Origin of the sequence: Paenibacillus sp. MSJ-34 (assembly GCF_018918005.1) — a bacterium.
Lineage (GTDB): Bacteria > Bacillota > Bacilli > Paenibacillales > Paenibacillaceae > MSJ-34.
Genome location: NZ_JAHLPR010000021.1, coordinates 22,483 through 47,762, shown reverse-complemented (window position 1 = coordinate 47,762; position 25,280 = coordinate 22,483). Strand labels below are relative to the sequence as shown.

Below are 25,280 nucleotides of genomic sequence, written 5' to 3'. Positions count from 1 at the left end.
TTAGAGTTAACAATGTTGGGAGAGAGTTCGAGTGAACGAAACGAATGAACGGCGATTGCTGCTTGTGGACGGAATGGCCCTTCTGTTTCGGGCGTACTACGCGACGGCTTACGGCGGATACATACGGAAGACGCGCGCCGGCGTCCCGACGAATGCGGTGCATGGATTTATCCGCTATTTCTGGGACGCGGTCGGCAAGTTCAAGCCGACGCATATCGCCTGCTGCTGGGATATGGGCGGCAGGACGTTCCGGACGGATAAATTCGACGATTATAAGGCGAACCGGGCGGAAGCGCCGGACGAATTAATTCCCCAGTTCAGTTTGATCAAAGAAGTGATGGAAAGCTTCGGCATTCCGAATGTCGGCATCGAAGGCTATGAAGCGGACGATTGCATCGGCACGTTGGCCAGATTGTACGCTCCGCAAATGGAAGTGCTGATCTTGACGGGCGATCACGACATGCTGCAATTGATCGACGAGCGAATCCGCGTCATCATTATGAAGAAAGGCCATGGCAACTATATGGTGTATGGCGTGGAATCGTTAATGGAGGAGAAGCAGCTGACGCCGCGGCAAATCGTCGATTTGAAAGGGCTTATGGGCGACACGAGCGACAATTATCCCGGCGTGCGCGGCATCGGGGAGAAAACGGCGTTGAAGCTGATACAGCAGTTCGAGTCGATCGAAGGCATTTTGAGCAATCTCGATCAGCTCAGCAAATCGGTTCGGACGAAGATCGAGAGCGATTTGGACATGCTCCATCTATCGCGCGATTTGGCGCGGATCCGTTGCGACGCGCCGGTACAATGCGATCTGGAATCGTGTTTTTTCAACGTGGACCATGGCGAAATCAGACGCAAGTTCGAAGAACTTGAAATGGAGAGCTTACAAAAATTGATTGAGGTGTAGCAGAATCGTTATGACAACAATAAAATGGGCGGCAGCGATCGCTATATTCAGTCTATTATGCGCGTCTACGGCATTCGCCGCGGAAACGCCGCGGAAACAGAACGCGAAGCAGGAGACGAAACAGGCGGCAGCGCAAGCGAAACTGTCCTTCCAACCGAAAGTGGAAACGAAAAAAGTAACGGTGGGCAAGCGCACGTTTACCGTACAAACCGTAACGCTGCCCAAGGAAATGCAGGCAAGCGTCGGACTGCCCAATCATGTGGTCGGCAAAACGGGGCATTTAAAAGATATCGTCAAATTATCCGGCGCGCGGTTCGGAATTAACGGAACGTATTTCGAAGCGTACGGCGGCGCCCCCGAACCGTGGGGAACGATCATAGCGAACGGACAGGTCGAACATATCGGCAATACGGGAACGGCGGTCGGCTTTACCGATGACGGCAACGTTCTTATGGATCATTTGCGGATCAAAATATCGGGAACGGTAACTTCGCCTGCGGAGAAGAAGGCGAGTTGGTACGTCTACTTTGTGAACCGTACGCCCAAGGAGAACGGAAACGGCGCCATCTTATTTACGCCCAAGCGAGGCGCGAATATCGGTTTCAAATTCGGCAACGCCGTTGTCGTCGAGGACGGCGTCGTTACCAAGGTGACGAATAATGAAAATGCCGCTATTCCGAAAAACGGCTACGTGCTCGTGTTCGTCGGTGTGGAAGCTTCGATGGCGGACCGGTTCGAGGTCGGATCTACCGTTGAATATAAAGTAAGCTATCAAAATCTTAAGGGAGAAGAAATTCCTTGGGAAAACGTAACGACGGCGATCGGAGCCGGCCCGCGTCTTGTGAAGGACGGGAAACTGGCCGTTAATCCGAAGGAAGAAGGCTTCACGTCTTCCAAAATAGTAACGGACGGCGGGGCGCGCAGCGGTATCGCCGTGAAGAAGGACGGCAGCGTCGTACTGGCGACCGTCGGCGGCGCTACGATGAAGCAATGGGCGGAAATTATGCTGAAGCTTGGAGCTCAGCAAGCGATGAATTTGGACGGCGGAGCTTCGTCCGGACTGTTTGCCGACGGCAAAACGGTAACCGCTCCCGGACGCTTGATCGGCAACGCGTTGGTGTTCGGGAAAAACGAATCGAAATAGCGGATATGACGAAGGTTCGGATATGACAATAGGAGGAGAACAGGTACATGAGCATTCTAGGAGCAATTGAAGCGGGCGGAACGAAATTCGTGTGCGGAATCGGGACGGATGACGGCAAAGTGCTCGACCGGATCAGCTTTCCGACCACAACGCCGGAAGAGACGATCGGCCGGGTATTCGATTATTTCGACGGGAAAGACATCGCGGCGCTTGGCGTAGGATCGTTCGGTCCGATCGATCCGAAGAAGAACAGCCCGACTTACGGTTATGTAACGAGTACGCCGAAACCGCATTGGGGACATTACAATTTCCTCGGTGCGCTGCAAGAGCGGATTTCCGTTCCGATCGGCTTCGATACGGACGTTAACGTCGCCGCCTTGGGCGAATGGACTTGGGGGGCGGCGCAAGGTCACGATAGCTGTATGTACATTACGGTTGGCACGGGAATCGGGGCGGGGATGATTGTGGAAGGCCGCCTGCTGCACGGTTTATCGCATCCGGAGATGGGACATATTCTTGTGCGCCGTCATCCGGACGATACATATGAGGGCAAGTGCCCGTATCATCGCGATTGCCTGGAAGGCGTGGCGGCAGGGCCGGCGATCGAGCAGCGTTGGGGCAAGAAAGGGTTCGAACTCGGCTTGGATCATCCCGCATGGGAGATGGAAGCCGATTATTTGGCGCAGGCGCTCATGAACAGCATATTGATGCTGTCGCCGGAAATTATCGTCATGGGGGGCGGCGTCATGAAGCAGGAGCAAATGTTCCCCCTCATCCATACGAAAGTGCAGCATCTGTTGAACGGTTATGTGCATCATGCCGCCATTTTGGAACGGATCGATCAATATATCGTTCCGCCGAAACTGGGGGACAACGCCGGCTTATGCGGCGGGCTCGCGCTGGCCAGACAGACGCTCCTTGAACAATAGCGCCCGACGTACGCATAAGGAACGAACCTTTTATTTAACGGTAAAACTTGGAGTTATTTTGTTCTCGTCGAGTGGAAAGTGAGATTTTGCGGTATTTTACGGAGTTAATTTCGTGCGGATTTCATGAATTGGCGAATCTGCTATGGGCTAGCTCCGGTTTTTCCTTTTAATGACCGGATTCGGCGATCGAGTCGCAGATAACGCCGGATTTCGGAGCTATTTCGAGATAGGGGGAGACGCAGGGGGCTGCGCTATCATGTTGGATAACGAGCGCTTCATCCGACTAAGAATCGAAGCAATGCCGCCGGATTGGAAGCGTTCCTTCCCCAGCCCGGAAACGATAAAAACCCCGTCTGAACGACGGGGATTTCGACAAAAGGGGAGCGGCGCATTCATCCGCTGCCAAGGCCGGCCGCATCGGACGAAAGCGAATCGCTTCGGTCGAAGCGATACCCCGTTAAACGACCGAACCTTCGCCTTGCGCTTCAATCAATCCGTAAAATTGACCGTTCCGACGATTTGGGATAAAAATTCGCGCAATTCTGCCGCTTCTTCCTCGGATAATTTATACACATGCTCCAAATAGCCTTCTTCTTCCAAGTCGTCAGGCCCGATAATGGCCGTAATTCCGTTTTGCAGATCGACCACCAGTTGTTTGCCGTAGAAGCGGTTCGTTTTCGTAATGGCCAGATCGAATCGTTTATAGCTGTTTCCGATAAAGGTAACGAATCGGGTGGACGTATCTTCCGTATGATCGGATAAAAAATCAAATTCCAGCATGGACATCGCATTAAGCTCCTTTAAGGTTTCGTAGATTCGTACTCATTATATTATAAACCTTCTGCGATGCCAATCCGAAGAGGCATGACGGAAGTTTTCGATGGAGGATTGACAGGAAGCGGTTGCATGGTATAATAAGGGTAATTGAAAAATCGGACGGGGGAAGCACCTCTCTTACATGACGTAGGAGGGGTGTTTTTTGTTTGTCCGGAATTTTTTCAAACGATAATAAAGGAGGAGCAAGCAGTATGAATATTGTGTTTTTGAACAGTTTGGAGAAACGGACGGAGCACGACCGGATCGTTACGGCTCAGGTGTCGATCTGCGAACGGCACGGTGAGTGGCATTTGTTCTGGGACGAGCCGAAACCGGACGGCCATGCGGAGCAAACCGTGTGGTACGAGGGGGGATCTTGGCAAGAGCTTCTGTCGGTATTTCGCCATGGAATCGCGGTGAAGCTTGGAGAAGGATATTCGCCGGTTATTGACGGGATGTTGGACGACCGTACGGACAAAACGTCGAAAATGTACGGCGCGCAAATGCTCGCATGCTATAGCGATTTGAATCCGAACGAAGCGCTGTATACGGCGTTGACCCAATGGAGGCGTTCGCAGGCCGCCGCCGTGAAGAAAGCCCCTTATTTCGTCGCCACCAATCGAATGCTGCGCTTAATCGGCACGTTTATTCCGCAAACGCCGGAGGAATTGCTGCAAATCCCCGGTTTCGGCGAGAACAAAGTCGAATTGTACGGAACGGGCATTATCGAAATTACGAAAGAGGTACCGCGCGAGCATCGTTTTCCGCTCGATTGGGTGAAGGAGAAACTCGATCCGCTGGAATTTACGCAGTGGCTGTACAAGCAGAAGGAAGTGAAATATAAGCAGGAAATGGACAAGCTAACCGGGCGTCGCCGCCTTCTCGAGGGGGTCCAGCAAGGCCGGTCCATTGCGGAACTGCAAGAACAGTGCGGCATGCAGCGCCGCGAATTGGTGCAAATGCTGGAAGAGCTTGAACGGGACGGCTACGATGTAGAACCGGTGATCGAACGCGAGCTTCGGGATATGCCGGCGGAAGAACAGGCTTTGATCTGGGAGGCGATGCAAACGAGGGGCGATAAATATGTAAAGCCTGTCTTATTGCAAGCGTACGGAGACGATATTATGAAAGCGGACAATATCGATTTGTTATATGAGCGGATTCGCTTGCTGCGGCTTCGTTTCCGGCGCCAAGGCGAAGCGGTGAAACAGGCGGTGTAGCGCCATTCATACCGGCATAAGCCGGCATAAGGCCGTCCCCTGGCGGCGGTTCAACTTGCCGATGGGGACGGCCTTATCCGAGATCAGCCGATATATCGGCTGATAGCCTTTTACAACCAATCCTTCTTGCGAAATATATAGAACATGCCGAGGCCTAACGTCAGCATGAAGCCTAGTACAACGTAGTAGCTGAAATTCCAATGAAGCTCCGGCATATTGTCGAAATTCATCCCGTATATGCCCGTTATAATCGTTAGGGGCAGGAAGATGACGGTCATCGCGGTGAATACGCGCATAATATCGTTGGCGCGGTTCGCGATGCTCGATTGGTAAGCTTCGCGCAAGTTGCTCATCAAGTCGCGGTACGTCTCGAATGTTTCCGAGATTTTGACCGCGTTTTCGTAAATGTCGCTGAAATATTTTTGCAACTCGTCGTCAATCAATTTCAAATCTTTCTTATTTAATGTAGCGATCACTTCTTTTTGCGGGTTAAGCACTTTTTTCAACCATAAAATTTCGCTTCGCAATCCGATAATTTCATTCAGATGCGTTTTCTTCGTATGCATCAATATATCTTCTTCCAAATTCTCGATCCGGACTTCGATCCGATCGCCGACGGAAAAGTAGTTGTCTACGACCAGGTCGACGAGATGATACAAGAACCGGTCGGGCTTGTCGACTTCTTGTTCCCAGAGCAGCGGTTTGACCGCTCGAAGCTCGTTGATTTTTTGCTTTGTAACGGTAATGATGTAATGCCTGCCCAGAAATATATTCAGCGCGCGCAGGAAAATTTCCTCATCGTCAAAACGAATGCTGTTTATGACGATAAAATAATGGCTCTCATGAATTTCGATTTTCGGGCGTTGTTCTTCTTCGCTTAAACAATCCTCCACCGCCAAATCATGCATGCCGAACAACGGCTGCAAAACGACAAGATCGTCGACGTCGGCGTCAATCCAGTAAAAACCTTGACTCGGCGCATCCAACGCTTGATGGATGTTATCGATCAATGTAAACGCGCCGTCGTGTACCAAACGTATTTTCATCCGATTTCACTCCTCTTCGATTGCCTTACTGCTTGCATTGCGCGCAAGAGCAGAGGAAGAAATCAGGCATGCGAATATAACGCCGCGGTTTACCGAATATGCAAGCAATAACGATAACGGTTCGTTCCACCGGACGTCAGACATCGAACGCTGACTTCGTTCCTATGCAGTTGCGGGAAGTTGCGAACCCCTTTCGGCCTCGGATCGCCATCCATTCCGGCTTCACCTCTCCATTTCGTTATTCAAGCACTTGTTTAGTATAACGCGCGTCCATTGATGTTTCAAGACAAAATCATGACGCCGACCTATCATAAATTATGGCGTCCGCCGGCAAAATGTGCGGCGGTTTGCAAGGCCGAATCGTTCGCACGCCGGATGCTCGAAAAAGTCTTGACTGCCGCCTGTATTTCGATTAAAGTAGTTATTAAAATTAACTGAATATTGCATAGCAATTCTTATCAAGAGTAGGTGGAGGGACTAGCCCAATGAAACCCGGCAACCGGCTATTAAGTATAGTACGGTGCTAATTCTTGCGGAAGCGTAGCTTCTGACAGATGAGAAAGGCTCATGAACGAACATGACAACCTTTCTCGTATGAGAAAGGTTTTTCTCATTTTATATTTGAGACAAAGGAGTGAGCTTTATGCCGATCAAAATTCCGGATTCGCTTCCGGCCAAAGAAGTGTTGATTCAAGAAAATATTTTCGTTATGGATGAATCGCGGGCATACCATCAAGATATACGGCCTTTGCGCATTGCTATTTTAAATTTGATGCCTACGAAAGAAACGACCGAAACGCAAATATTGCGCTTAATCGGCAATACGCCGCTGCAGGTGGAATTTGTGCTGCTTCATCCGAAGTCGCATAAGTCGAAAAACACGTCGGCCGAACATTTGGAAACCTTTTATAAAACGTTTGATGAGATCCGCCATTTGCGGTTTGACGGGATGATCGTCACCGGGGCGCCGGTCGAACAAATGGAGTTCGAAGAAGTGAATTATTGGGAAGAATTAAAAGAAATTCTCGAATGGAGCAAGTCGAACGTTACTTCGACCATGCACATATGTTGGGCTTCCCAAGCGGGGCTGTACTACCATTACGGAATTCGGAAATATCCGCTCGCGGAAAAATGCTTCGGCGTGTTCGCCCATACGGTCAATAAGCAGAACGTCAAGCTGCTGCGCGGTTTTGACGACATTTTCTACGTGCCGCAGTCGCGGCATACGGAAGTGCGCAAAGAGGACATCGAATCGGTCGAGTCGCTGGAAATTCTGTCGGAATCCGAAGAAGCGGGCGTCTATATCGCCGCGACGAAAGACGGCAAACAAATTTTCGTCACAGGCCATTCCGAATACGATCCTTGTACTTTAAAATGGGAGTATGACCGCGACGTTAGCAAAGGGCTTCCAATTGCGGTTCCGAAAAATTATTATCCGGACGACGATCCGACAAAGCCGCCGCTTTCCACTTGGCGGTCGCATGCAAACCTGTTGTTCTCGAATTGGCTGAACTACTATGTCTATCAAGAAACGCCATACGATCTGAATGCGGGAGTCGAAGTCGACTACGGCGCTTGGATTTGAGCGAATACCACGATCGGGGGGAGCACCATCCTATGTCAGATTTAAAAATAGAGAGCCGCTTGGCGCAAATCGGCTCCGTAAACGAACCGGCAACCGGGGCCGTTAACTTTCCCATCTATCAAGCGACTGCCTTTCGGCATCCGCGGTTGGGAGAAAGCACGGGATTCGATTATTCCCGCACGAAAAATCCGACCCGCGCGGTGCTGGAGGAAGCGATTGCGGATTTGGAGCGCGGAGACGCGGGATTCGCTTGCAGCTCCGGGATGGCGGCGCTGCAGACGATATTCGCATTGTTCGGGCAAGGCGATCACCTGATCGTTTCCCTCGATTTATACGGAGGAACCTACCGCTTGTTGGAACGCGTGATGAGCCGGTTCGGCGTAACGGCCACTTATGTGGATACGAACGATTTCGACGCGCTCGAGGCGAGCTGTTTGCCGAATACGAAAGCGGTGCTGATCGAGACTCCGACGAACCCGCTTATGATGATTACCGATATCGGGGCGGTGGCGGCATGGGCCCGCAAAAAGCAAATTCTCACCATTGTGGACAATACGCTTCTGACGCCTTTCTTCCAGCGTCCGCTAGAACTCGGCGCGGATATCGTCATACACAGCGCGAGTAAATATTTGGGCGGCCATAACGATGTGTTGGCAGGCATAATTGTGACGAAAGGACAGTCGTTATCCGAACAAATGGCGTTTCTGCACAACTCGATCGGCGCGGTGTTGGGCCCTTCCGATTCCTATCAATTGATGCGGGGCATGAAAACGCTGGCTTTGCGGATGGAAAGGCATCAATATAACGCGCTCCGCATTGCCGACTATTTGCGGGAGCATCCGCAAGTGGAACAAGTGTATTATCCCGCGCTGCCGGATCATCCCGGTTACGAGGTGCAGAACAAGCAATCTTCCGGCAACACCGGCATCTTCTCGTTCAAAATGAAAGATAAACGGTATATCGAGCCGATACTGCGCCATATTCGTTTAATCGCCTTTGCGGAAAGCTTGGGCGGCGTCGAATCGCTTATGACTTATCCGGCCGTGCAAACGCATGCCGACATTCCGCCCGAAATACGGGAAAAAGTAGGCGTCGACGATCGTTTGCTGCGTTTTTCCGTAGGCATCGAACATGTAGACGACCTCATTCAAGATCTTGGCCGGGCGATCGAAGCGGCAAGACGGGAAATCGAAGGAGAATAGACGATATGACAGATCAGAACAAGAAGCAAACTTCGGATCGGCAGCGCAGCTTCGCAACCCGGCTGTTGCATTTCGGCGGGGAGATCGACGGGGCGACCGGCGCGTCCAGCGTGCCGATATATCAAGCGTCGACATTTCATCATCGCGACATTAACGATCCGCCCCCGTTCGACTATTCCCGTTCCGGCAATCCTACGAGGGACGCTTTGGAGCAATACATTGCCGTTTTGGAAGGAGGGGCGGGCGGTTTCGCGTTCGCTTCGGGCATGGCGGCCATTTCAACGGCGTTCATGTTGTTTTCCAGCGGCGATCATGTCATTGTGACGGAAGACGTTTACGGGGGGACTTACCGTTTTCTGACGACGATTTTGAATCGAATGAACATTGCAACGACGTTTGTCGATATGACGGATCTCGACCGGGTGAAGGCGGCTTTGCAACCGAATACGAAAGCGGTCTTCCTGGAAACGCCGTCCAATCCTACGTTGAAAATTACAGATATCGAAGCGGTCGCAACATGGGCGAAATCGCATGGGCTGCTCACGCTGCTCGACAATACGTTCATGACACCGTATCATCAACGGCCGATCGAGCTCGGCGTCGACATCGTGCTGCATAGCGCGACCAAATTTCTAGGCGGCCATAGCGATGTGCTGGCCGGGCTGGCCGTCGCCGGCAGCGAGTCCCTCGGCCGCCGGCTGAAGCAGCTGCAGAACGGGATGGGGACGGTGCTCAGCGTACAGGAGTCGTGGCTCCTTATGCGAGGGATGAAAACGCTCGAAGCCCGTATGGCTCATTCGGAAGAGAGCGCCCGCAAGCTGGCGGCTTGGCTTACGGAACATCCGAATATCGTCAAAGTATACTATCCGGGATTGGAAGATCACCCGGGACGGGCCATTCACGAGAAGCAATCGTCCGGCTACGGGGCCGTCGTGTCCTTCGACGTCGGATCGGGAGAGAAGGCGAAGCAAGTGCTCGGCAAAGTGCAGATTCCGCTTGTTGCCGTTAGCTTGGGCGCGGTGGAAAGCATCTTGTCCTACCCGGCGATGATGTCTCATGCGGCGATGCCGCGCGAAGTTCGGTTGGAGCGGGGGATCGGCGACGGATTGCTGCGGTTTTCGGTAGGATTGGAGCATATCGGCGATTTGATCGACGATTTATCCCAAGCGCTGCAAGATTGATCTTGTATAAGGATTTCAAGGAAGTCCGCGCAGGAACCTTGCATTTTTTCGATAAGCGACAGCGCCGAAAGGTGCTGTTTTTCTTTGCAAATTATGTTACGATGAAACAAACGGACGGAATTCGTATATTGTAAAATTCATAACAAGGGAGATGCTATACTACGATGGGTTCGATAGATCGTATACTGGATAAAGCTTTGCAAGGGGAACGGATCGGCCTGGAGGAATGTATCGCGCTGTTCGAATCGGATCAAGTCGAGAAAATGGGCCATGTCGCCAACGAAGTCATGAAGCGATGGCATCCCGAACCGATAACGACGTTCGTTATCGGCCGAAATATTAATTACACCAACATTTGCGACGTATATTGCCGCTTTTGCGCATTTTATCGTCGTCCGGGGCATGAGGAAGGCTATGTATTGCCGGATGAGACGATTTTCCAAAAAATACAAGAAACGATCGACGTGAACGGAACGGAAATATTGATGCAAGGCGGAACCAACCCGAATTTGCCGTTCAGCTACTATACGAATTTGCTGCGGGAAATTAAGAAACGGTTCGATATTACGATGCATTCCTTTTCTCCCGCGGAAATTTTGAAGATGAAAGAGGTATCCGACGGTTTGTCGCTGGAAGAAGTCATTCGCGAGCTTCACGAAGCGGGACTCGATTCGTTGCCGGGCGGCGGAGCGGAAATATTGGACGACCGCACGCGCAGCAAAATAAGCAAATTAAAAGGCTCCTGGCGCGATTGGATGGACGTTATGCAAACGGCGCATAAAATCGGCATGAATACGACGGCCACAATGGTCATCGGATTCGGAGAATCGATGGAAGAGCGTGCGCTGCATTTGCTGCGCGTCCGCGAGGCGCAGGACGAATGCATTGCGAATAAATACCCGTCCGCCGGGTTCCTGGCATTCATCCCGTGGACGTTCCAACCCGATAACACCAATATTCGGGTCGAGCGCGCGACGCCGGAAGAATATTTGAAGACGCTCGCGATCAGCCGCATTACGCTTGACAATATCCCGAATTTCCAATCTTCCTGGGTTACGATGGGGCCGGAAATCGGCAAATTAACGTTGTCTTACGGCTGCAACGACTTCGGCAGCACGATGATCGAAGAGAATGTCGTATCCGCGGCCGGGGCAACGCATAAAGTCAACATCGGTTCGACGTTGCAAATCATCCGCGAAGCGGGGAAAACGCCGGCGCAGCGCGATACCAAATATAATATATTGCGAATCTTTGACGAGAATGCGAAGGTCGAGCGCGATTTCGTCATGCAAAATTAAATAGTTCGACGGATTAGATTACGCTTTTAACCCTGGATAGCTTGACGCTTTCCGGGGTTTTTTCCTGTTTCTTGCGGCGGAGTTTCCAAATTCATCGTCGTATATCTGTTTCGGAAACCCCATATACTGAATAAGGCATCAAAGAAATCGCGTTAACGGATATACCAAACGTTGAGGAGTGAGTCCATGGAACTTTTTACAGTATCGATGACGGAAACTTCCGCGAGAGACATTTCCAAATTATACGATTGCTTCACCCGTGAATTCGACGATTTACATACAGAAGAGGAAGGAGTCCACTTTCGTTTCGCGACGCGAGCGGGTGAAACGAATTTCATCTGTTACGGACCTTCATCCGATGCAAACGGCGATTCCGGTACGGAAGAAATATATAAAAAAGCGGCAAATGCGTTGGCGGAATACGTCTTGAAGGAAAAGGAAAGCATGCTGCTGCGGAAAATGATCGCGAAACAATGCCGCTTCGAAGGAACAGATGCGGTAGAGCAAGTCGAGGAGTACTGTATGCGTTTGTTGAATGGGACGGATCTCGAAATGAGCGAGTACGAAAACCGGGATCGCCGGAAAAGAACGGTAGCCTCTTCGTTTCTGCAATATTTTCGCGATAAGCATACGAAAGTGCATTTGGACGGATTTATTCATTTTCGGATGGAACAGTATGCGAAAGAGCTGCGCGAAATCGTCGAATATGCCGTGGACGAATATATATTGGACCAGCAATACCACGAATTTATCGCACTCTTGAAATATTTCGTGTATTTGCAGGAAACGAAAATTCCGGTCGCGCATTTGATGCATAAAGGCGGACATCAATTCGAATTGCTCAACGAGCATATGGTTCAAATCGAAACGACGCAAACGGAAGGAATCGTGATCGAGCTCCCCGATCAAGAGCTGGAGATGGAGGATATGATCGTCAGCACGCTCATTTCCGTTTCGCCGCAAAACATTTATATTCATACGCGCCATCCCGAAGAGCAGGTCATTCAAACGATTCGGCAAATATTCGAGAACAGGGTCCAAGTATGCGTGTATTGCTCGGACTGCGCGCCGTATTTGCATACCGACAAGCAGCACCAGGATCAATGCACTTGACCGCCGGCGCAAATGGATTTATAATAACTGATATTATATGGAGCTTGAACAGCGTTGACAAAGAAACGAATCGCCCTTCGGTCTGTCCAGAGAGAGGAAACGTAGGCTGCAATTTCCTCCAGTAACCGCCGGCGGTTTACCCCTTTGTAGCTGCACGTTTGAACCTTGCGCGCCAGGCGGATGGATTGCCGCGGGCGAAAGAGCAGTAAGGCGTGCCGATTCATTCCCGTTACCGAATGCGCTTAAGGATCCGATGCCGCTGCAGGACAGCGCCGGATCGAATTAGGGTGGAACCACGAGTCGACAACTCGTCCCTTTGCGGGACGGGTTTTTTTGCGTTCAAGCGACTACAGGGAGGATTGTTTTTCAAGGTCCTTTCACTACGTTGAGGAGGTTAAATCCATGTCAGTTAAAGTTACTTTGCCGGACGGCGCGGTGCGGGAATACGAGAGCGGAAGCACCATTGAGGACGTAGCCGGCTCGATTAGCAGCGGCTTGAAGAAAAATGCGATCGCAGGAAAAATAAACGGTAAAACGGTCGATTTATATACGCCGCTTACGGAAGACGCCGCGGTCGAAATCGTAACGCTCGATTCAAAGGACGGTTTGGAAGTATACCGTCATAGTACGGCGCATTTGATGGCGCAAGCGATCAAACGGATTTACGGCAATCAGGCCGTCAAGCTCGGCATCGGTCCGGTCATCGAAGACGGGTTTTATTACGATATCGATATGGAGCATTCGCTCAATCCCGAAGACTTGGCGAAGATCGAGAAAGAAATGGAGAAGATTGTGCAGGAAAATTTGCCGATCCGCCGCAGAGTCGTCAGCCGCGAGGAGGCGCTCCGCATTTATACGGAGCTTCAAGATCACTTAAAGCTGGAGCTAATTCGCGATTTGCCGGAAGATTCCGTCATTACTATGTACGATCAAGGGGAATTCTTCGATCTGTGCCGCGGGCCGCATTTGCCTTCGACCGGCCGGATCAAAGCGTTCAAGCTTCTTAGCGTAGCCGGCGCTTATTGGCGGGGCGATTCGAAGAACAAAATGCTTCAGCGGATTTATGGAACGGCCTTTGCGAAAAAATCCGAGTTGGAACAGCATTTGCATTTTTTGGAGGAAGCGAAAAAACGGGATCATCGCAAGCTTGGCAAAGAACTGAAAATATTCGGCTTCTCGCGCGAAGTGGGACAAGGCTTGCCGCTATGGCTGCCGAACGGCGCGAAGCTTCGGCGCACGCTGGAACGTTATATCGTCGATTTGGAAGAACGTCTCGGATACCAGCACGTATATACCCCGGTTCTGGCCAATGTCGAATTATACAAAACATCGGGACATTGGGATCATTATCAGGAAGATATGTTCCCGACCATGGTCATGGACAACGAGGAATTGGTGCTTCGCCCGATGAACTGCCCGCATCATATGATGGTGTTCAAGAGCGAAATGCGAAGCTACCGCGACTTGCCGATCCGAATTGCGGAGCTCGGCACGATGCATCGCTATGAAATGTCCGGCGCGCTTACGGGCTTGCATCGCGTGCGCGCGATGACGCTGAACGACGCGCATATCTTTTGCCGTCCCGATCAGATCAAAGAAGAATTCGCCCGCGTCGTCAATCTGATCCGGACAGTATATGAAGATTTCGGCATTCAAGATTACCGTTTCCGGTTGTCTTACCGCGATCCGCAAGATACGGAAAAATATTTTCAAAACGACGAGATGTGGGAAATGTCGCAGCGGATGCTGCGCGAGGTCGTCGAGGAATTGGAGCTTCCGTTCTTCGAGGCGGAAGGAGAGGCGGCGTTCTACGGCCCGAAGCTGGACGTGCAAATTCGCACCGCGCTCGGCAAGGAAGAAACGCTTTCCACCGCGCAGCTTGATTTCCTGCTTCCGGAGCGGTTCGAATTGGAATATGTCGGCGATGACGGTCAGAAACATCGTCCTGTCGTGATCCACCGCGGCATCGTTAGCACAATGGAGCGGATGACCGCCTTTTTGCTGGAGAACTTCGCCGGCGCGCTGCCGCTTTGGCTTGCTCCGGTTCAAGCGAAGGTGCTCCCGGTTTCGATGGCGTTCGACGATTATGCGAAGCGGGTCGAAGAGCGGTTGAAAGAAGCGGGCATTCGCGTAGAAGCCGATTTGCGGAACGAAAAGCTCGGCTACAAAATTCGCGAAGGCCAGTTGGAGAAAGTGCCTTACATGTTCATTGTGGGCGAGAACGAGCAGAACGCGGGCTCCGTTTCCGTGCGAAAACGGGGCCAGGGCGATATTGGCATGAAGCCGGTCGAGGAGACGATCGCCGAGTTGTCCGAAGAAATCCGCACGCACAGCATTTTCTAAGGAATAGATAAAAAATTTCGCCCCGGCGTATAATTTGCGTTATCCCTGGACATCCTTCGCAATAAGGGGGAGGTATCCATATGATAACCAAATGTTGCGATTTGCCGAGGCGAATCTTGATCGTTGTGATCGCGGCCGTTGCGGTTGCGATGTTCGGAATGGCGGAAAGCCGCGTCTATTCGCAAAGTTTGCCGCCGGATGTCGTTTCATATTTGAAACAACAGAAATTTCAGGAAACGTATTACACATCCGATATCCGCAACCATCTTATGATTGCGCAAGAAGCGCCGGAGGTTAAAGAAAAGCCTAAGGAGCCGCAATCGACGACGGTGAGCGCGCCGAGCCAGGATCAAGTGTTGGAGACGGTGAAAGTCGTTGCAACCGGTTATACCGCAGGCGTGGAATCGACGGGGAAAAAACCGGGCCATCCGGAATACGGCATTACGTATTCGGGCATTAAAGTAAGGCGCGATCAAGCGGGCATTTCGACAATTGCCGCCGATCCGAAAGTGTTTCCGATGGGAACGATTCTTTATATTCCAGGCTACGGCTACGGAATCGTCGCCGATACGGGCTCGGCCATTAAAGGCAAAAAAATCGATCTTTACTATAATACGACGAAGCAAGTATATAAAGAATGGGGCAAAAAAACGGTCAACGTCCAAGTGCTGAAGCGCGGCGACGGCAAAGTGACCGAGGAACTGGTCGAACAGGTCAAGGAAGCCTTCATTACGCATAAAACGCCAAAAGACGCCGCATAATATCCGTGGAGGTGAGCGCAAATGGCTAAAAATAAAAATACGAAAATGGGCGTGAACCAAAAATTTAACGCGGAATTTGCGGAAGAGGCTGACGCCGCTTCTACGAATGCCGCCGCGAAACGGGCGGGGCGTACGGCGGAACGTAACAATAATAAATAAATTGTCAGACGAGAGGGCATAACGACGATATGCCCTCTCTTTTTGTAAATCGGTCTCGAGACCGATTTACAGTTCAACCCCGGGGCGCTGTCTTTTTGCTTGAACAACCTTTACACTGTATATAATGAAAGATGTTTATCAAGCGGAGGGCGTTGCAGATGAATTCAAATATTTTTTCCAGGCTGATCGGAGGACTGTTTCTTGTCGGCATTGGCGTACTGTTTCTATTGCGGCAAATGGGCATTCTCCCATTCAGCATAGGAGATTTGATTAGAACGTTTTGGCCGGTTATTTTGATCGTAATCGGGTTATGCAATCTCGTCGGGACGGGCAGGCACCCTAACAACCGCTCCATTTCCCTATTCGGTTTCATCATGATTGCGATCGGATGTTATTTTCTCGGACAAAATTTGGGTTGGTACACCTTTTCGATCGGGGATATGATTAAATATATCATTCCGGCGGGATTGATTCTCATAGGATTATATGTGCTGCTGAAACCGCGCTCAAGAGAGCGGCATTACGATTCGTCCATGCCGCCGATCGGCGACGATCCTCATCACCAAAGTCATCATGACGATTGGACCGATTGGGGATGGGATTCGAAAGCGATCAACAAATCGGGCTTTATCGGCGAGGTCCACATGGGGCAGGATTATTGGGAGTTGCGGCCGATGAACATTTCCCATTTCATCGGTGACACCGTGCTTGATTTAACGAAAGCGCAAATTCCTTACGGCGAAACAAAAGTGAATATTTCAGCGTTTATATGCGATGTCAAAGTATTCGTTCCGAACGATGTGGAAGTCGGCGTTACGGTCTCCTCCAGCGCTTTTATCGGAGATGTGAAGGTGCTGGATCAATCGCAAGGAGGCTTTATGCGAAGCGTGCAATCGGAAACGCCTTACTACATGGAAGCCGGCAAAAAAGTGCGGATCATTGTCAGCACCTTTATCGGCGACGTGAAAGTGAGCAGGGTAGGATAGATGATCACACGGATATTGAAAAGCACGAAATGGAGATTGCTGCTATATTTCGCTTTGTCAAGCGTTCTGACTATTGCGGCCTTATTCGTCGGTTGGTTGAAATGGTATGATGAACTTTTCCAATCCCATGCTTGGATCTATTACTTGCTCGGAATCGTCATTTTGAACGTCTTTATCGGTTATGTGGTCTCGCGGGCGATTCAACGCCGGATCGACACGCTTCATCTGAGCATGCTTCAAGTATCCAAGGGGAATTTGTCCGAACGGATTCCCCCTTCGGACGATCCTACCTTTTCGTGGCTATACTATGAATTTAACGCGATGGTAGATTCGATGGAGAAGAAGATGAAATTGCTGCAAAAATTGGGCGAGCAAGAGGCGTTGGAGCTGGAGAAAACAGCGGAAACGGCTGTGCTGGAAGAACGCAAGCGGCTGGCAAGAGATTTGCACGATACGGTAAGCCAGCATTTGTTCGCGATTCATATGTCCGCCTCGTCTTTGCCGAAGGTGCTCGATCTGGATATGGATCGGGCTAAAGCGGTGCTTGCGCAATTGATCAATATGTCGTATTTGGCGCAAAAGCAAATGCGCGGCTTGATCGCCCAGCTCCGCCCGCTCGAATTGGAGGACAAGACGCTGGCCGAAGCGCTCGACCGTTGGTTTCCCGATTATTGCCGCCAGAACGGATTGCAGGGCAAGAAAGATATCGACCTGCAAGGGGAAATGTCGGAAGGGAAGGAGCATCAGTTATTTCTTATTATCCAGGAAGCGATGGCCAATATCGTCAAGCACGCTTCGGCGAAACATGTCAGTTTGTCGTTGACGGAGCGGGGCAGCCAATATTCGTTAATTATTAGCGACGACGGGCAAGGCTTTCAACAAATGGAGAACAAAACCGGCTCATACGGTTTGTCCACGATGCGCGAACGAGCGGAGAAATTAGGCGGAGATGCCGAAATTATTAGCAAACCCGGCGCGGGAACGACCATTCGCGTGCATATCCCTAAATTCGAGGAGGAGCGAGACGGACATGGAACAGATGAAAGTCATGATCGTTGACGATCATGAGATGGTGCGTATGGGACTTCGCACCTATTTGATGTTGGAGCCGAAATGTAAAGTGATCGGCGAGGCGGGAGACGGAGAAGAAGCATTGGCCGCGTTGCGGAAGGGATTTGACGACGGATTGCCCGACGTCATTCTGATGGACTTGATGATGCCGAAGATGAACGGCGTTGAAGCGACGAAGGCGATCATGGAACAGTTTCCGAATATGCGGATCGTCATTTTGACCAGCTTTTTGGAAGATGAGCAAGTTGTCGAAGCGATCGAGGCGGGAGCCGTCAGCTATGTGCTCAAAACGGTGTCCGCGGAAGAGCTGATCTACGCATTGCAAGGCGCTTACCGCAACATGCCGGTCATGACGGGGGACGTATCGCAGGCGTTGTCGCGGGGCCTACGGTCCCGAACGGCCAAAGGGGAGGACGAAGGTCTTACCGATAGGGAAAAAGAAGTGCTGCTCTTGATCGCGGAAGGGAAAACGAATAAAGATATTGCCGAAGAACTCCATATCAGCATTAAGACGGTGAAAACGCATGTCAGCAATTTATTGATGAAATGCGAGCTGGAGGACAGGACGCAGCTTGCCATCTATGCGCACCGCAAAGGCTGGGTAGAATAGCTTTTTAGAGGTTGTTCAAAAAGCCCCTTTTTGATCACGGAGATGAACTGGGAGCGAACTCGACATCGAATCTTGCGTTCACCCTCGAAGTCCGGTGCTCATGTAGGTTTTGCCTACACTGCGCTCCTCCTTCTTCGGGTTCTCGCAGCCTTCTCGGTGCTGAAAAGTCGACTTTTTGAACACGCACTTTTATTTTCTTTTTACTCATTTTTAAGGTTGGTTTAAGGTTTATAGTACATGATAATCATTGTAAAGAAGATATAGTCGATGTTGAAGGAGGTTTTCGTGATGAGCGAAGACAAACGCAATGATGAACAAGGTTTATTTCATAATCATAAAGACCTAGACCAAGAGCCTGCGAAAGAAGAGGAACAGGAAAGACCATCCTATTACTATTCTTACGGACCGTTCAAGTCCGTTCAACCGGAGTCGCCTCAGGCAACGAAATCGGTTTCCGGAGACGGCGAAACGTCCGATGTGGATATAACGCCGCCCGAGCCGATTCGCTCGATTCCGGTGCGGTCCTATTACAACTCTTCCGCCCCCGCGGGAAACGGCGGCGCCAATCACGGAGGATATCCGGCGCCGGGGCAAGTGAACCCCAATTGGCAGTACAGCGGCAAAGCGAAGTCGCCGTTTAAATCGATCGTCGCTTCGTTTTTGGCCGGAATGCTTGTTGTCGGTACGCTCATGTTTGCCGCCGATCGCGGCAACTGGTTCACTCCGGGCGAGACGGCTTTGCCGAACGGCAACGGCAACGGCGAGAACGCCGTGACGGCGAGCGCCAATCCGAGCGGTCTTACGATCGACAAACCGGGCAACGTAGCGGCGATTGCGAAGCAGGCGAGTCCGGCGGTCGTACTGATCGAGACGTTCCAGAAGCAAAGCAGCGGCGGGCGGAGCTTCTCGAACAATCCGTTTTTTGACGATCCGTTTTTCCGGCAATTTTTCGGAGATAATTACCCCGGCCAGTCGGATAACGGAGATAGCGGCAAGAACGATTCGTTGGTTCAAGTCGGTATCGGCTCGGGGTTCATTTTCGATAAAAGCGGCTATATATTGACGAACCAGCATGTGATCGGAAATGCGGACTCGATCAAAGTGACGCTGCAGGATTACAAAGAGCCGTTTACGGCGAAACTGCTCGGATCCAACTTCGATCTGGACTTGGCCGTACTGAAAATTGAAGGGGATAAAGATTTTCCTTCCGTTAACTTGGGCGATTCGGACCAAATCCAAGTCGGCGATTGGGTCGTTGCGATCGGGAATCCGCTCGGATTCGACCATACGGTGACGGCCGGGGTATTAAGCGCGAAAGACCGCAAAATCAGCATTCCGGATCAGGAAGCCCGTAAAAACCGCAATTACAAAAATTTGCTGCAAACGGACGCTTCGATCAATCCGGGCAACTCCGGCGGCCCGCTGCTCAATACGAACGGCGAAGTGATCGGCATGAACGTTGCCGTTAGCGCGCAAGGGCAAGGCATTGGTTTTGCGATTCCTTCGAAAACGATCCTGGAAGTGGTCGAGCCGCTCAAGGCGAACAAAGAGATTCCCAAGGAGCCGGTTCCGTTCATCGGAGCGGATCTAGCAACGATGACTGAGGATATTGCCAAGGAATTGGGAGTCGACTTTAAAGAAGGCTCCATCGTATCGCGGGTCTATTTCAAATCGCCGGCATACAATGCGGATCTTCGTCCGTACGATATCATTACAGGCATTGACGGCACCAAGTATAAAACGAATCAGGATTTGATCGATACGATTCAAACGAAAAAAGTCGGCGAACAAATTACGCTGCATATTATCCGCGACGGCAAAACGATGGACTTGAAAGTGACGATCGGTGACAAAAACAAATTCGGCGCGATTGAGCAATAATTGCAAAAAGCGTGTTGACGGGAAGCGGGGGAGTCATATCTTCTTCGCTTCCTTTTCGCTATTATAGAGAGGAAGGGAGTTGGTCCGATGCGGTCAAACGTATTGGTCGTCGACGACGACGAGAAAATCACCTCGATGCTGCGCAGAGGTTTGGCGTTCGAAGGATATCATGTCGTAACGGCGCGCAACGGCGCCGAAGGATTGAAATTGATCGCGGAGAGCGAGCCGGATATTATGATATTGGATGTCATGATGCCGCAGCTTGACGGATGGGAAGTATGCCGCAGGGTCAGGGAAGCGGGCAGTTCCGTGCCGATCTTGATGCTGACGGCGAAGGACGAGGTGCAGTCGCGGGTGAAAGGGCTCGATCTCGGCGCGGACGATTATTTGGTCAAGCCGTTTGCGCTGGAAGAGTTGCTGGCAAGAGTGCGCGCATTGTTGCGCCGCAAAGCGGAGCCGGCAGCGGAGACGCCTGTCCGCAGACTTGCGTTCGAAGATTTGGCGCTTGATCTCGATACGCGGGAAGCGACGCGCGGCGGGCATAAAATCGAATTGACGACAAAGGAATTCGAACTGCTGCATTTGCTGATGCAAAATCCGAACCGGGTGCTGGCCAGAGATATCATTATGGAAAAAATTTGGGGATACGATTTCAGCGGCGAATCGAACGTGCTGGAAGTCTATATCGCGATGCTGCGGCAAAAAACGGAGGAGCATGGAGGCAAACGGATCATTCAGACGATTCGCGGTGCGGGCTATGTATTGAGGGGAGATTCGTAACGATGTCGATTCGTTTACGCTTGACGTTATGGTATTCGGCGATTGTTGCGTTTACGTTTATCGTATGCGGCTTCGCCGTTTATTGGTTTGTCGCCCAGAACATATACGGCGATTTGAAGTCCAAAATCGTGGCGCAGGCCAGTCAAAGACCGTTCGATGTGAATATCGATTTTTGGAACGGTTCGTTCGAACTCCGGGTCGGCAAATTCATTAGCCAGGAATTTTTTGTGCAGACGGTAAACTATTTGAATGCCAACATTCAGACGTCGGCTAATTTGAAACCGTTCCATTTTCCTTATCCGCAAAAAAATTCGAAAGCGGTACAAGCGTTTCAACATGTTACTGTGGAGGGCGCACCTTTCCTCATTTACAATATGCCGCTCACTTCGAACAATCAGGTGGTCGGACTCGTTCAAATCGGCGTGCTGTCGGTGAAGGAAGAGCTGCTGCTGGCGAAACTGAAAAACATATTGACGGGCGTTTCCATCCTGGCGCTTATGATCGCTTTCTCGCTCGGATTATTCCTTGCCCGCAAATCGTTGAAACCGATCGACAATGTTATCCGGGCGGCCAATCAGATCGAGAGCGGCACCGATTTAAGCGTGCGCATTAAGCGGGAAGGGCCGAACGATGAAATCGGACGGCTGGTGGATACGGTGAATAGCATGCTGTCGAGGATGGAGACGTTCTATAACGAACTGGACGATGCTTACAAGACGCAGCGCCGCTTCGTATCCGACGCGTCGCATGAATTGCGTACGCCGCTCACGACGATTCGCGGCAATGTCGATCTGCTCGAAAAAATGTGGGAACCGAATCAACTGCAGGAATCGCGTTGGGATGAGGAGACGCTCAAACATATGTCGGCCGAAGCGATTCGGGATATCGCCGACGAGGCGAAGCGCATGAGCCGGCTCGTGAACGATTTGCTGGCGCTGGCGCGTGCCGACGCCGGTTTTACGATGGAGATGGAGCAGCTTGAGCTGAAACCGATCGTGGAGGAAGTAGCGCGGCGGGCGCAATTTTTAGAGCGGAAGGCGGAATGGATCACAGGCGACTTTTCCGGTTTGGAAGGGATATTCGTGAACGGGCAGAAAGAATATTTGCAGCAAATGCTGTTTATTTTTATCGAAAATGCCTTTAAATTTACGCCGGAAGGCAGTGTGACGATGGATACGGTCCGCCATGGCGACCAGATCGGGATCCGGATCGCTGATACGGGAATCGGAATGGATCGCGAGGAGGTTCCGCATATTTTCGACCGTTTCTACCGCGCCGACGAGTCGCGCGGCAAAATTGCGGGCACCGGGCTCGGGCTTTCGATCGCAAAATGGATTATTGACGAGCATAAAGGTTCCGTGGAAGTATTGACGACGCTCGGGAAAGGCACGACGTTCATTGTGTGGCTGCCCATCGCTTCCCTTCCCGCCCTCGAATAGGCTATAATAGAGGAAGTTCAAGAAGCCCCCTTTTTGAACACGTTAATCGTTATTATAGTGGAAGTTTCGTTAATAGAAAGCAGGTGCGACGATGGAAGTTGTCAAAATAACGCCCCGCGGCTATTGCTACGGCGTTGTCGACGCGATGGTGCTCGCTATGCAAACGGCCAAAAATTTGGATTTGCCGCGTCCGATTTATATATTGGGAATGATCGTTCATAACAGCCACGTAACTGAGGCGTTCGAACGGGAAGGAATCATTACGCTGGACGGAAACAACCGTCTCGACATCTTGAATCAGGTAGACCGGGGGACGGTCATTTTTACCGCGCACGGCGTTTCGCCGGAGGTAAGGCGGATTGCCCGCGAGAAGGGATTGACGACCGTCGACGCGACATGTCCGGACGTGACGCGAACCCATGATTTGATCCGCGACAAGGTGGCGGACGGATACGAGATCGTCTATATCGGGAAAAAAGGGCATCCGGAGCCGGAAGGCGCGATCGGCATTGCGCCCGAGCATGTCCATCTCATCGAGAAGGAGCAGGAAATTGCGGAACTGTCGCTAAATACGGAACGAATCGTCATCACGAATCAAACGACGATGAGCCAATGGGATATCAAGCATTTGATGAACCGCTTGATCGAGAAGTTTCCGACCGCGGAAATTCATAACGAAATTTGCCTCGCGACGCAAACAAGGCAGGAAGCGGTGGCCGAACAAGCGAAGGAAACCGATCTGGTCATCGTCGTCGGCGATCCGCGCAGCAACAATTCCAACCGTTTGGCGCAAGTATCCGAAGAAATCGCCGGAGTGAAAGCGTACCGGATTGCGGATATTACGGAATTGAACTTGGAATGGCTGAAAGGCGTGCGCAAAGTGGGCGTTACCTCCGGAGCTTCGACTCCGACGCCGATCACGAAAGAAGTGATCGCCTACTTGGAGCAATACGATCCGGACAATCCGGAAACGTGGGAACTACGCCGAACGGTCAATATGAAGAAGCTGCTTCCGACGGTCCGTGAGAAAGCAAAGTAAGTAACGTTAGAATTCAAAGCGCAAGCCGTTCGCAATGGAACTCCATGGCGGACGGCTTGATTTGCGTAACGTTCCCTTGGCGGAGTCATATGCCGCCACGTCATCGCGCGCATGTTGTATAAAGTGCAATATAAAACGATTAACAGGCGCACCGGACGGGCGTATGTTGCATAAAGTGCAACAGTTGAAGCAGGTTGGGAGCCATCTCGACTATTTTCAAAAGATTATATTGTAATTTCTACAACATAACGTCCCATTTCCGCTCTAAACGTCCTCAAATGTTGTATTCTATACAACATTGCGTTGGCAGCAGTAGGGGGTGTTTTGAAGAACAATCGGCTTGAAACGCAAGCAAAACACTCCATACAACGTGCGGGAGCCACAGCGCGACCTTTCCAGGGGAACACGGCGCTGCGCCCCTTTTTCTCGATTCCAACATTTCAGGTTGACGTTCAACGCATCTTTTTATATAATTACTTTAATACTTAAAAGCGTATAAGCGTCGAAGCGTTTAAGCGAGTTAGCGAACGGTAAAAAGCAAGTTCCATAAAACGCTGTACCGGAATTAATTATGAAACATGGGGGAGAGCTAAACATGATCGCGATTGTATCCAACAAAACATCGGAAGAACGGGTGGCGGAAATTGTCCGCGTCATTGAAAAGGCAGGCGTACAGGCGCATGTATCGCGCGGCACGGACCGAACGGTCATCGGCATTATCGGCTCAGCGGAGCCGACGCTGGCCGAGCATTTACGGCAAATGAAAGACGTGGAGAACGTCATTAAAATATCGAAATCGTATAAATTGGCAAGCCGCGATTTCCATCCGGACGATACGATTATCGAGATCAAAGGCGTGAAAATCGGGGGGAACAATCTGACCGTCATGGGCGGGCCATGCGCGGTCGAATCGCCCGAGCAAATCGACGAGATCGCCCGCCTGGTCAAGGCTGCCGGCGGCCAAGTGCTGCGGGGCGGAGCGTTCAAGCCGAGAACCGGCCCTTACAGCTTCCAAGGCGTCGGCGTGGAAGGACTCGTCATGATGGCCGAAGCGGGCAAGAAACACGGCTTGCTTACGATCACGGAAGTCATGACGCCGGAATATGTGGACATTTGCGCGGAATACGCGGATATTTTGCAAGTAGGGACGCGCAATATGCAGAACTTCGACTTGCTGCGCAAGCTCGGGCAAACGAATGCGCCGGTGCTGCTGAAGCGCGGATTCAGCGCTACGTACGACGAGCTATTGAATGCGGCCGAATATATTCTTGCCGGTGGCAACCCTAACGTTATGCTGTGCGAACGCGGCATCCGCACGTTCGAAACGTATACTCGCAACACGCTCGATTTGACGGCCATCCCCGTATTGCAGCAATTAAGCCATTTGCCGGTCATCTCCGATCCGAGCCACGGTACGGGCCGCCGGGAATTGGTTGAAACGATGTCCAAAGCGTCGGTGGCGGCCGGAGCGAACGGCTTGATTATCGAAATGCATACCGATCCCGACAACTCGATGACGGGAGACGGGGTACAATCCTTGTTCCCGGACCAATTCGCCAATTTGCTCAAAGATTTGGAGAAGCTCGCCGCTCTGATGGGCAAAACATTCGATACTCCGAAAGAGCCGGCCGAAGCGTTTCAAACGTGGAAAAAAGTATAATCGTACGTTCGGTTTCAAATTCCCGCAAAGGCCCGGCTCCGGGCAGCGGGAATTTGCCGTTTCTATCCGCTGCATTTGTGTAAAAATACTACTTGAACGAAGATAGG

The 25,280-nt window shown here is 51.3% G+C and carries 22 protein-coding genes and 1 riboswitch; of the genes, 20 read left to right on the top strand and 2 right to left on the bottom strand.

Features of this window, described 5'->3' with window-relative positions:
- The first annotated feature begins 31 nt into the window (after nucleotides 1-31).
- The 3 genes from KQI79_RS12225 to KQI79_RS12215 are packed head-to-tail and all read left to right on the top strand — an operon-like array spanning nucleotide 32 to nucleotide 2,983.
- Nucleotides 32-910 carry a 5'-3' exonuclease gene (locus tag KQI79_RS12225; RefSeq protein ID WP_216538519.1) on the top strand — a complete coding sequence of 293 codons (879 nt, stop codon included), beginning with the start codon at nucleotides 32-34 and terminating at the stop codon, nucleotides 908-910.
- A gap of 10 nt (nucleotides 911-920) precedes the next feature.
- Entirely contained in the window at nucleotides 921-2,054 is a 1,134-nt protein-coding gene (locus KQI79_RS12220; protein ID WP_216538518.1) for a phosphodiester glycosidase family protein, read from the top strand.
- 47 nt (nucleotides 2,055-2,101) lie between these two features.
- Nucleotides 2,102-2,983 (top strand): ROK family protein, encoded by an 882-nt coding sequence (locus KQI79_RS12215; RefSeq protein WP_253298107.1) that lies wholly within the window; start codon nucleotides 2,102-2,104, stop codon nucleotides 2,981-2,983.
- 489 nt (nucleotides 2,984-3,472) lie between these two features.
- Here KQI79_RS12215 and KQI79_RS12210 read toward each other — a convergent pair whose 3' ends face one another.
- Nucleotides 3,473-3,763, bottom strand: a complete 291-nt coding sequence (locus KQI79_RS12210) for a DUF3055 domain-containing protein (RefSeq protein ID WP_216538563.1) — start codon at nucleotides 3,761-3,763, stop codon at nucleotides 3,473-3,475.
- A 248-nt stretch (nucleotides 3,764-4,011) separates the two neighbouring features.
- Here KQI79_RS12210 and KQI79_RS12205 point away from each other — a divergent pair, with 248 nt between their 5' ends.
- Nucleotides 4,012-5,019 (top strand): HRDC domain-containing protein, encoded by a 1,008-nt coding sequence (locus tag KQI79_RS12205; RefSeq protein WP_216538517.1) that lies wholly within the window; start codon nucleotides 4,012-4,014, stop codon nucleotides 5,017-5,019.
- A 110-nt stretch (nucleotides 5,020-5,129) separates the two neighbouring features.
- Here the strand turns inward: KQI79_RS12205 and corA are convergent, their stop codons facing one another.
- The gene (gene corA, locus KQI79_RS12200; RefSeq protein WP_216538516.1) at nucleotides 5,130-6,065 is read right to left on the bottom strand and encodes a magnesium/cobalt transporter CorA; all 936 of its coding nucleotides are present in this window, start codon (nucleotides 6,063-6,065) and stop codon (nucleotides 5,130-5,132) included.
- A 452-nt stretch (nucleotides 6,066-6,517) separates the two neighbouring features.
- A riboswitch (SAM riboswitch) is annotated at nucleotides 6,518-6,626 on the top strand.
- 82 nt (nucleotides 6,627-6,708) lie between these two features.
- On the opposite strand from corA, the gene metA reads away from it, so the two are divergent.
- From metA to aroF, 16 genes are all read left to right on the top strand, one after another.
- On the top strand, nucleotides 6,709-7,650 hold the full coding sequence (gene metA, locus KQI79_RS12195; protein WP_216538515.1) for a homoserine O-acetyltransferase MetA: 942 nt from the start codon (nucleotides 6,709-6,711) through the stop codon (nucleotides 7,648-7,650).
- A gap of 32 nt (nucleotides 7,651-7,682) precedes the next feature.
- A complete protein-coding gene (locus KQI79_RS12190) occupies nucleotides 7,683-8,852 on the top strand; it encodes a PLP-dependent transferase (RefSeq protein ID WP_216538514.1) in 1,170 nt (389 codons plus the stop codon).
- 5 nt (nucleotides 8,853-8,857) lie between these two features.
- Nucleotides 8,858-10,033, top strand: a complete 1,176-nt coding sequence (locus KQI79_RS12185) for a trans-sulfuration enzyme family protein (protein WP_216538513.1) — start codon at nucleotides 8,858-8,860, stop codon at nucleotides 10,031-10,033.
- A gap of 164 nt (nucleotides 10,034-10,197) precedes the next feature.
- Nucleotides 10,198-11,331, top strand: a complete 1,134-nt coding sequence (mqnC, locus tag KQI79_RS12180) for a cyclic dehypoxanthinyl futalosine synthase (protein ID WP_216538512.1) — start codon at nucleotides 10,198-10,200, stop codon at nucleotides 11,329-11,331.
- Between the two features lie 186 nt (nucleotides 11,332-11,517).
- The gene (gene ytxC / locus KQI79_RS12175; RefSeq protein ID WP_216538511.1) at nucleotides 11,518-12,444 is read left to right on the top strand and encodes a putative sporulation protein YtxC; all 927 of its coding nucleotides are present in this window, start codon (nucleotides 11,518-11,520) and stop codon (nucleotides 12,442-12,444) included.
- Nucleotides 12,445-12,846: 402 nt separating this feature from the next.
- Nucleotides 12,847-14,787 (top strand): threonine--tRNA ligase, encoded by a 1,941-nt coding sequence (thrS, locus tag KQI79_RS12170; RefSeq protein WP_216538510.1) that lies wholly within the window; start codon nucleotides 12,847-12,849, stop codon nucleotides 14,785-14,787.
- A gap of 269 nt (nucleotides 14,788-15,056) precedes the next feature.
- Nucleotides 15,057-15,548 carry a 3D domain-containing protein gene (locus KQI79_RS12165; protein ID WP_253298110.1) on the top strand — a complete coding sequence of 164 codons (492 nt, stop codon included), beginning with the start codon at nucleotides 15,057-15,059 and terminating at the stop codon, nucleotides 15,546-15,548.
- Between the two features lie 21 nt (nucleotides 15,549-15,569).
- On the top strand, nucleotides 15,570-15,707 hold the full coding sequence (locus KQI79_RS12160) for a hypothetical protein (protein ID WP_216538509.1): 138 nt from the start codon (nucleotides 15,570-15,572) through the stop codon (nucleotides 15,705-15,707).
- 158 nt (nucleotides 15,708-15,865) lie between these two features.
- Complete coding sequence (liaF, locus tag KQI79_RS12155; protein WP_216538508.1) at nucleotides 15,866-16,693, top strand: cell wall-active antibiotics response protein LiaF; 828 nt, start codon at nucleotides 15,866-15,868, stop codon at nucleotides 16,691-16,693.
- Nucleotides 16,694-17,752 carry a sensor histidine kinase gene (locus KQI79_RS12150; RefSeq protein WP_216538507.1) on the top strand — a complete coding sequence of 353 codons (1,059 nt, stop codon included), beginning with the start codon at nucleotides 16,694-16,696 and terminating at the stop codon, nucleotides 17,750-17,752.
- Entirely contained in the window at nucleotides 17,724-18,374 is a 651-nt protein-coding gene (locus tag KQI79_RS12145) for a response regulator (protein ID WP_216538506.1), read from the top strand. Before KQI79_RS12150 ends, KQI79_RS12145 begins: the two co-directional genes overlap by 29 nt.
- 288 nt (nucleotides 18,375-18,662) lie before the next feature.
- Complete coding sequence (locus KQI79_RS12140; RefSeq protein WP_216538505.1) at nucleotides 18,663-20,255, top strand: S1C family serine protease; 1,593 nt, start codon at nucleotides 18,663-18,665, stop codon at nucleotides 20,253-20,255.
- An 87-nt stretch (nucleotides 20,256-20,342) separates the two neighbouring features.
- Nucleotides 20,343-21,035 (top strand): response regulator transcription factor, encoded by a 693-nt coding sequence (locus tag KQI79_RS12135; RefSeq protein ID WP_216538504.1) that lies wholly within the window; start codon nucleotides 20,343-20,345, stop codon nucleotides 21,033-21,035.
- 2 nt (nucleotides 21,036-21,037) lie between these two features.
- Nucleotides 21,038-22,474 carry a sensor histidine kinase gene (locus KQI79_RS12130; RefSeq protein ID WP_216538503.1) on the top strand — a complete coding sequence of 479 codons (1,437 nt, stop codon included), beginning with the start codon at nucleotides 21,038-21,040 and terminating at the stop codon, nucleotides 22,472-22,474.
- A 91-nt stretch (nucleotides 22,475-22,565) separates the two neighbouring features.
- Nucleotides 22,566-23,513: a 4-hydroxy-3-methylbut-2-enyl diphosphate reductase gene (locus tag KQI79_RS12125; protein ID WP_216538502.1), complete on the top strand. Its 948-nt coding sequence runs from the start codon at nucleotides 22,566-22,568 to the stop codon at nucleotides 23,511-23,513.
- Nucleotides 23,514-24,108: 595 nt separating this feature from the next.
- Nucleotides 24,109-25,173: a 3-deoxy-7-phosphoheptulonate synthase gene (gene aroF, locus KQI79_RS12120; protein WP_216538501.1), complete on the top strand. Its 1,065-nt coding sequence runs from the start codon at nucleotides 24,109-24,111 to the stop codon at nucleotides 25,171-25,173.
- Nucleotides 25,174-25,280 lie beyond the last annotated feature (107 nt).

Coding starts and splice junctions, on each gene's coding strand:
- KQI79_RS12220 (WP_216538518.1), top strand. CDS start 921: ATGACAACAATAAAATGGGCGGCAGCGATCGCTATATTCAGTCTATTA.
- KQI79_RS12215 (WP_253298107.1), top strand. CDS start 2,102: ATGAGCATTCTAGGAGCAATTGAAGCGGGCGGAACGAAATTCGTGTGC.
- KQI79_RS12210 (WP_216538563.1), bottom strand. CDS start 3,763: ATGCTGGAATTTGATTTTTTATCCGATCATACGGAAGATACGTCCACC.
- KQI79_RS12205 (WP_216538517.1), top strand. CDS start 4,012: ATGAATATTGTGTTTTTGAACAGTTTGGAGAAACGGACGGAGCACGAC.
- corA (WP_216538516.1), bottom strand. CDS start 6,065: ATGAAAATACGTTTGGTACACGACGGCGCGTTTACATTGATCGATAAC.
- metA (WP_216538515.1), top strand. CDS start 6,709: ATGCCGATCAAAATTCCGGATTCGCTTCCGGCCAAAGAAGTGTTGATT.
- KQI79_RS12190 (WP_216538514.1), top strand. CDS start 7,683: ATGTCAGATTTAAAAATAGAGAGCCGCTTGGCGCAAATCGGCTCCGTA.
- KQI79_RS12185 (WP_216538513.1), top strand. CDS start 8,858: ATGACAGATCAGAACAAGAAGCAAACTTCGGATCGGCAGCGCAGCTTC.
- mqnC (WP_216538512.1), top strand. CDS start 10,198: ATGGGTTCGATAGATCGTATACTGGATAAAGCTTTGCAAGGGGAACGG.
- ytxC (WP_216538511.1), top strand. CDS start 11,518: ATGGAACTTTTTACAGTATCGATGACGGAAACTTCCGCGAGAGACATT.
- thrS (WP_216538510.1), top strand. CDS start 12,847: ATGTCAGTTAAAGTTACTTTGCCGGACGGCGCGGTGCGGGAATACGAG.
- KQI79_RS12165 (WP_253298110.1), top strand. CDS start 15,057: ATGATTGCGCAAGAAGCGCCGGAGGTTAAAGAAAAGCCTAAGGAGCCG.
- KQI79_RS12160 (WP_216538509.1), top strand. CDS start 15,570: ATGGCTAAAAATAAAAATACGAAAATGGGCGTGAACCAAAAATTTAAC.
- liaF (WP_216538508.1), top strand. CDS start 15,866: ATGAATTCAAATATTTTTTCCAGGCTGATCGGAGGACTGTTTCTTGTC.
- KQI79_RS12150 (WP_216538507.1), top strand. CDS start 16,694: ATGATCACACGGATATTGAAAAGCACGAAATGGAGATTGCTGCTATAT.
- KQI79_RS12145 (WP_216538506.1), top strand. CDS start 17,724: ATGGAACAGATGAAAGTCATGATCGTTGACGATCATGAGATGGTGCGT.
- KQI79_RS12140 (WP_216538505.1), top strand. CDS start 18,663: ATGAGCGAAGACAAACGCAATGATGAACAAGGTTTATTTCATAATCAT.
- KQI79_RS12135 (WP_216538504.1), top strand. CDS start 20,343: ATGCGGTCAAACGTATTGGTCGTCGACGACGACGAGAAAATCACCTCG.
- KQI79_RS12130 (WP_216538503.1), top strand. CDS start 21,038: ATGTCGATTCGTTTACGCTTGACGTTATGGTATTCGGCGATTGTTGCG.
- KQI79_RS12125 (WP_216538502.1), top strand. CDS start 22,566: ATGGAAGTTGTCAAAATAACGCCCCGCGGCTATTGCTACGGCGTTGTC.
- aroF (WP_216538501.1), top strand. CDS start 24,109: ATGATCGCGATTGTATCCAACAAAACATCGGAAGAACGGGTGGCGGAA.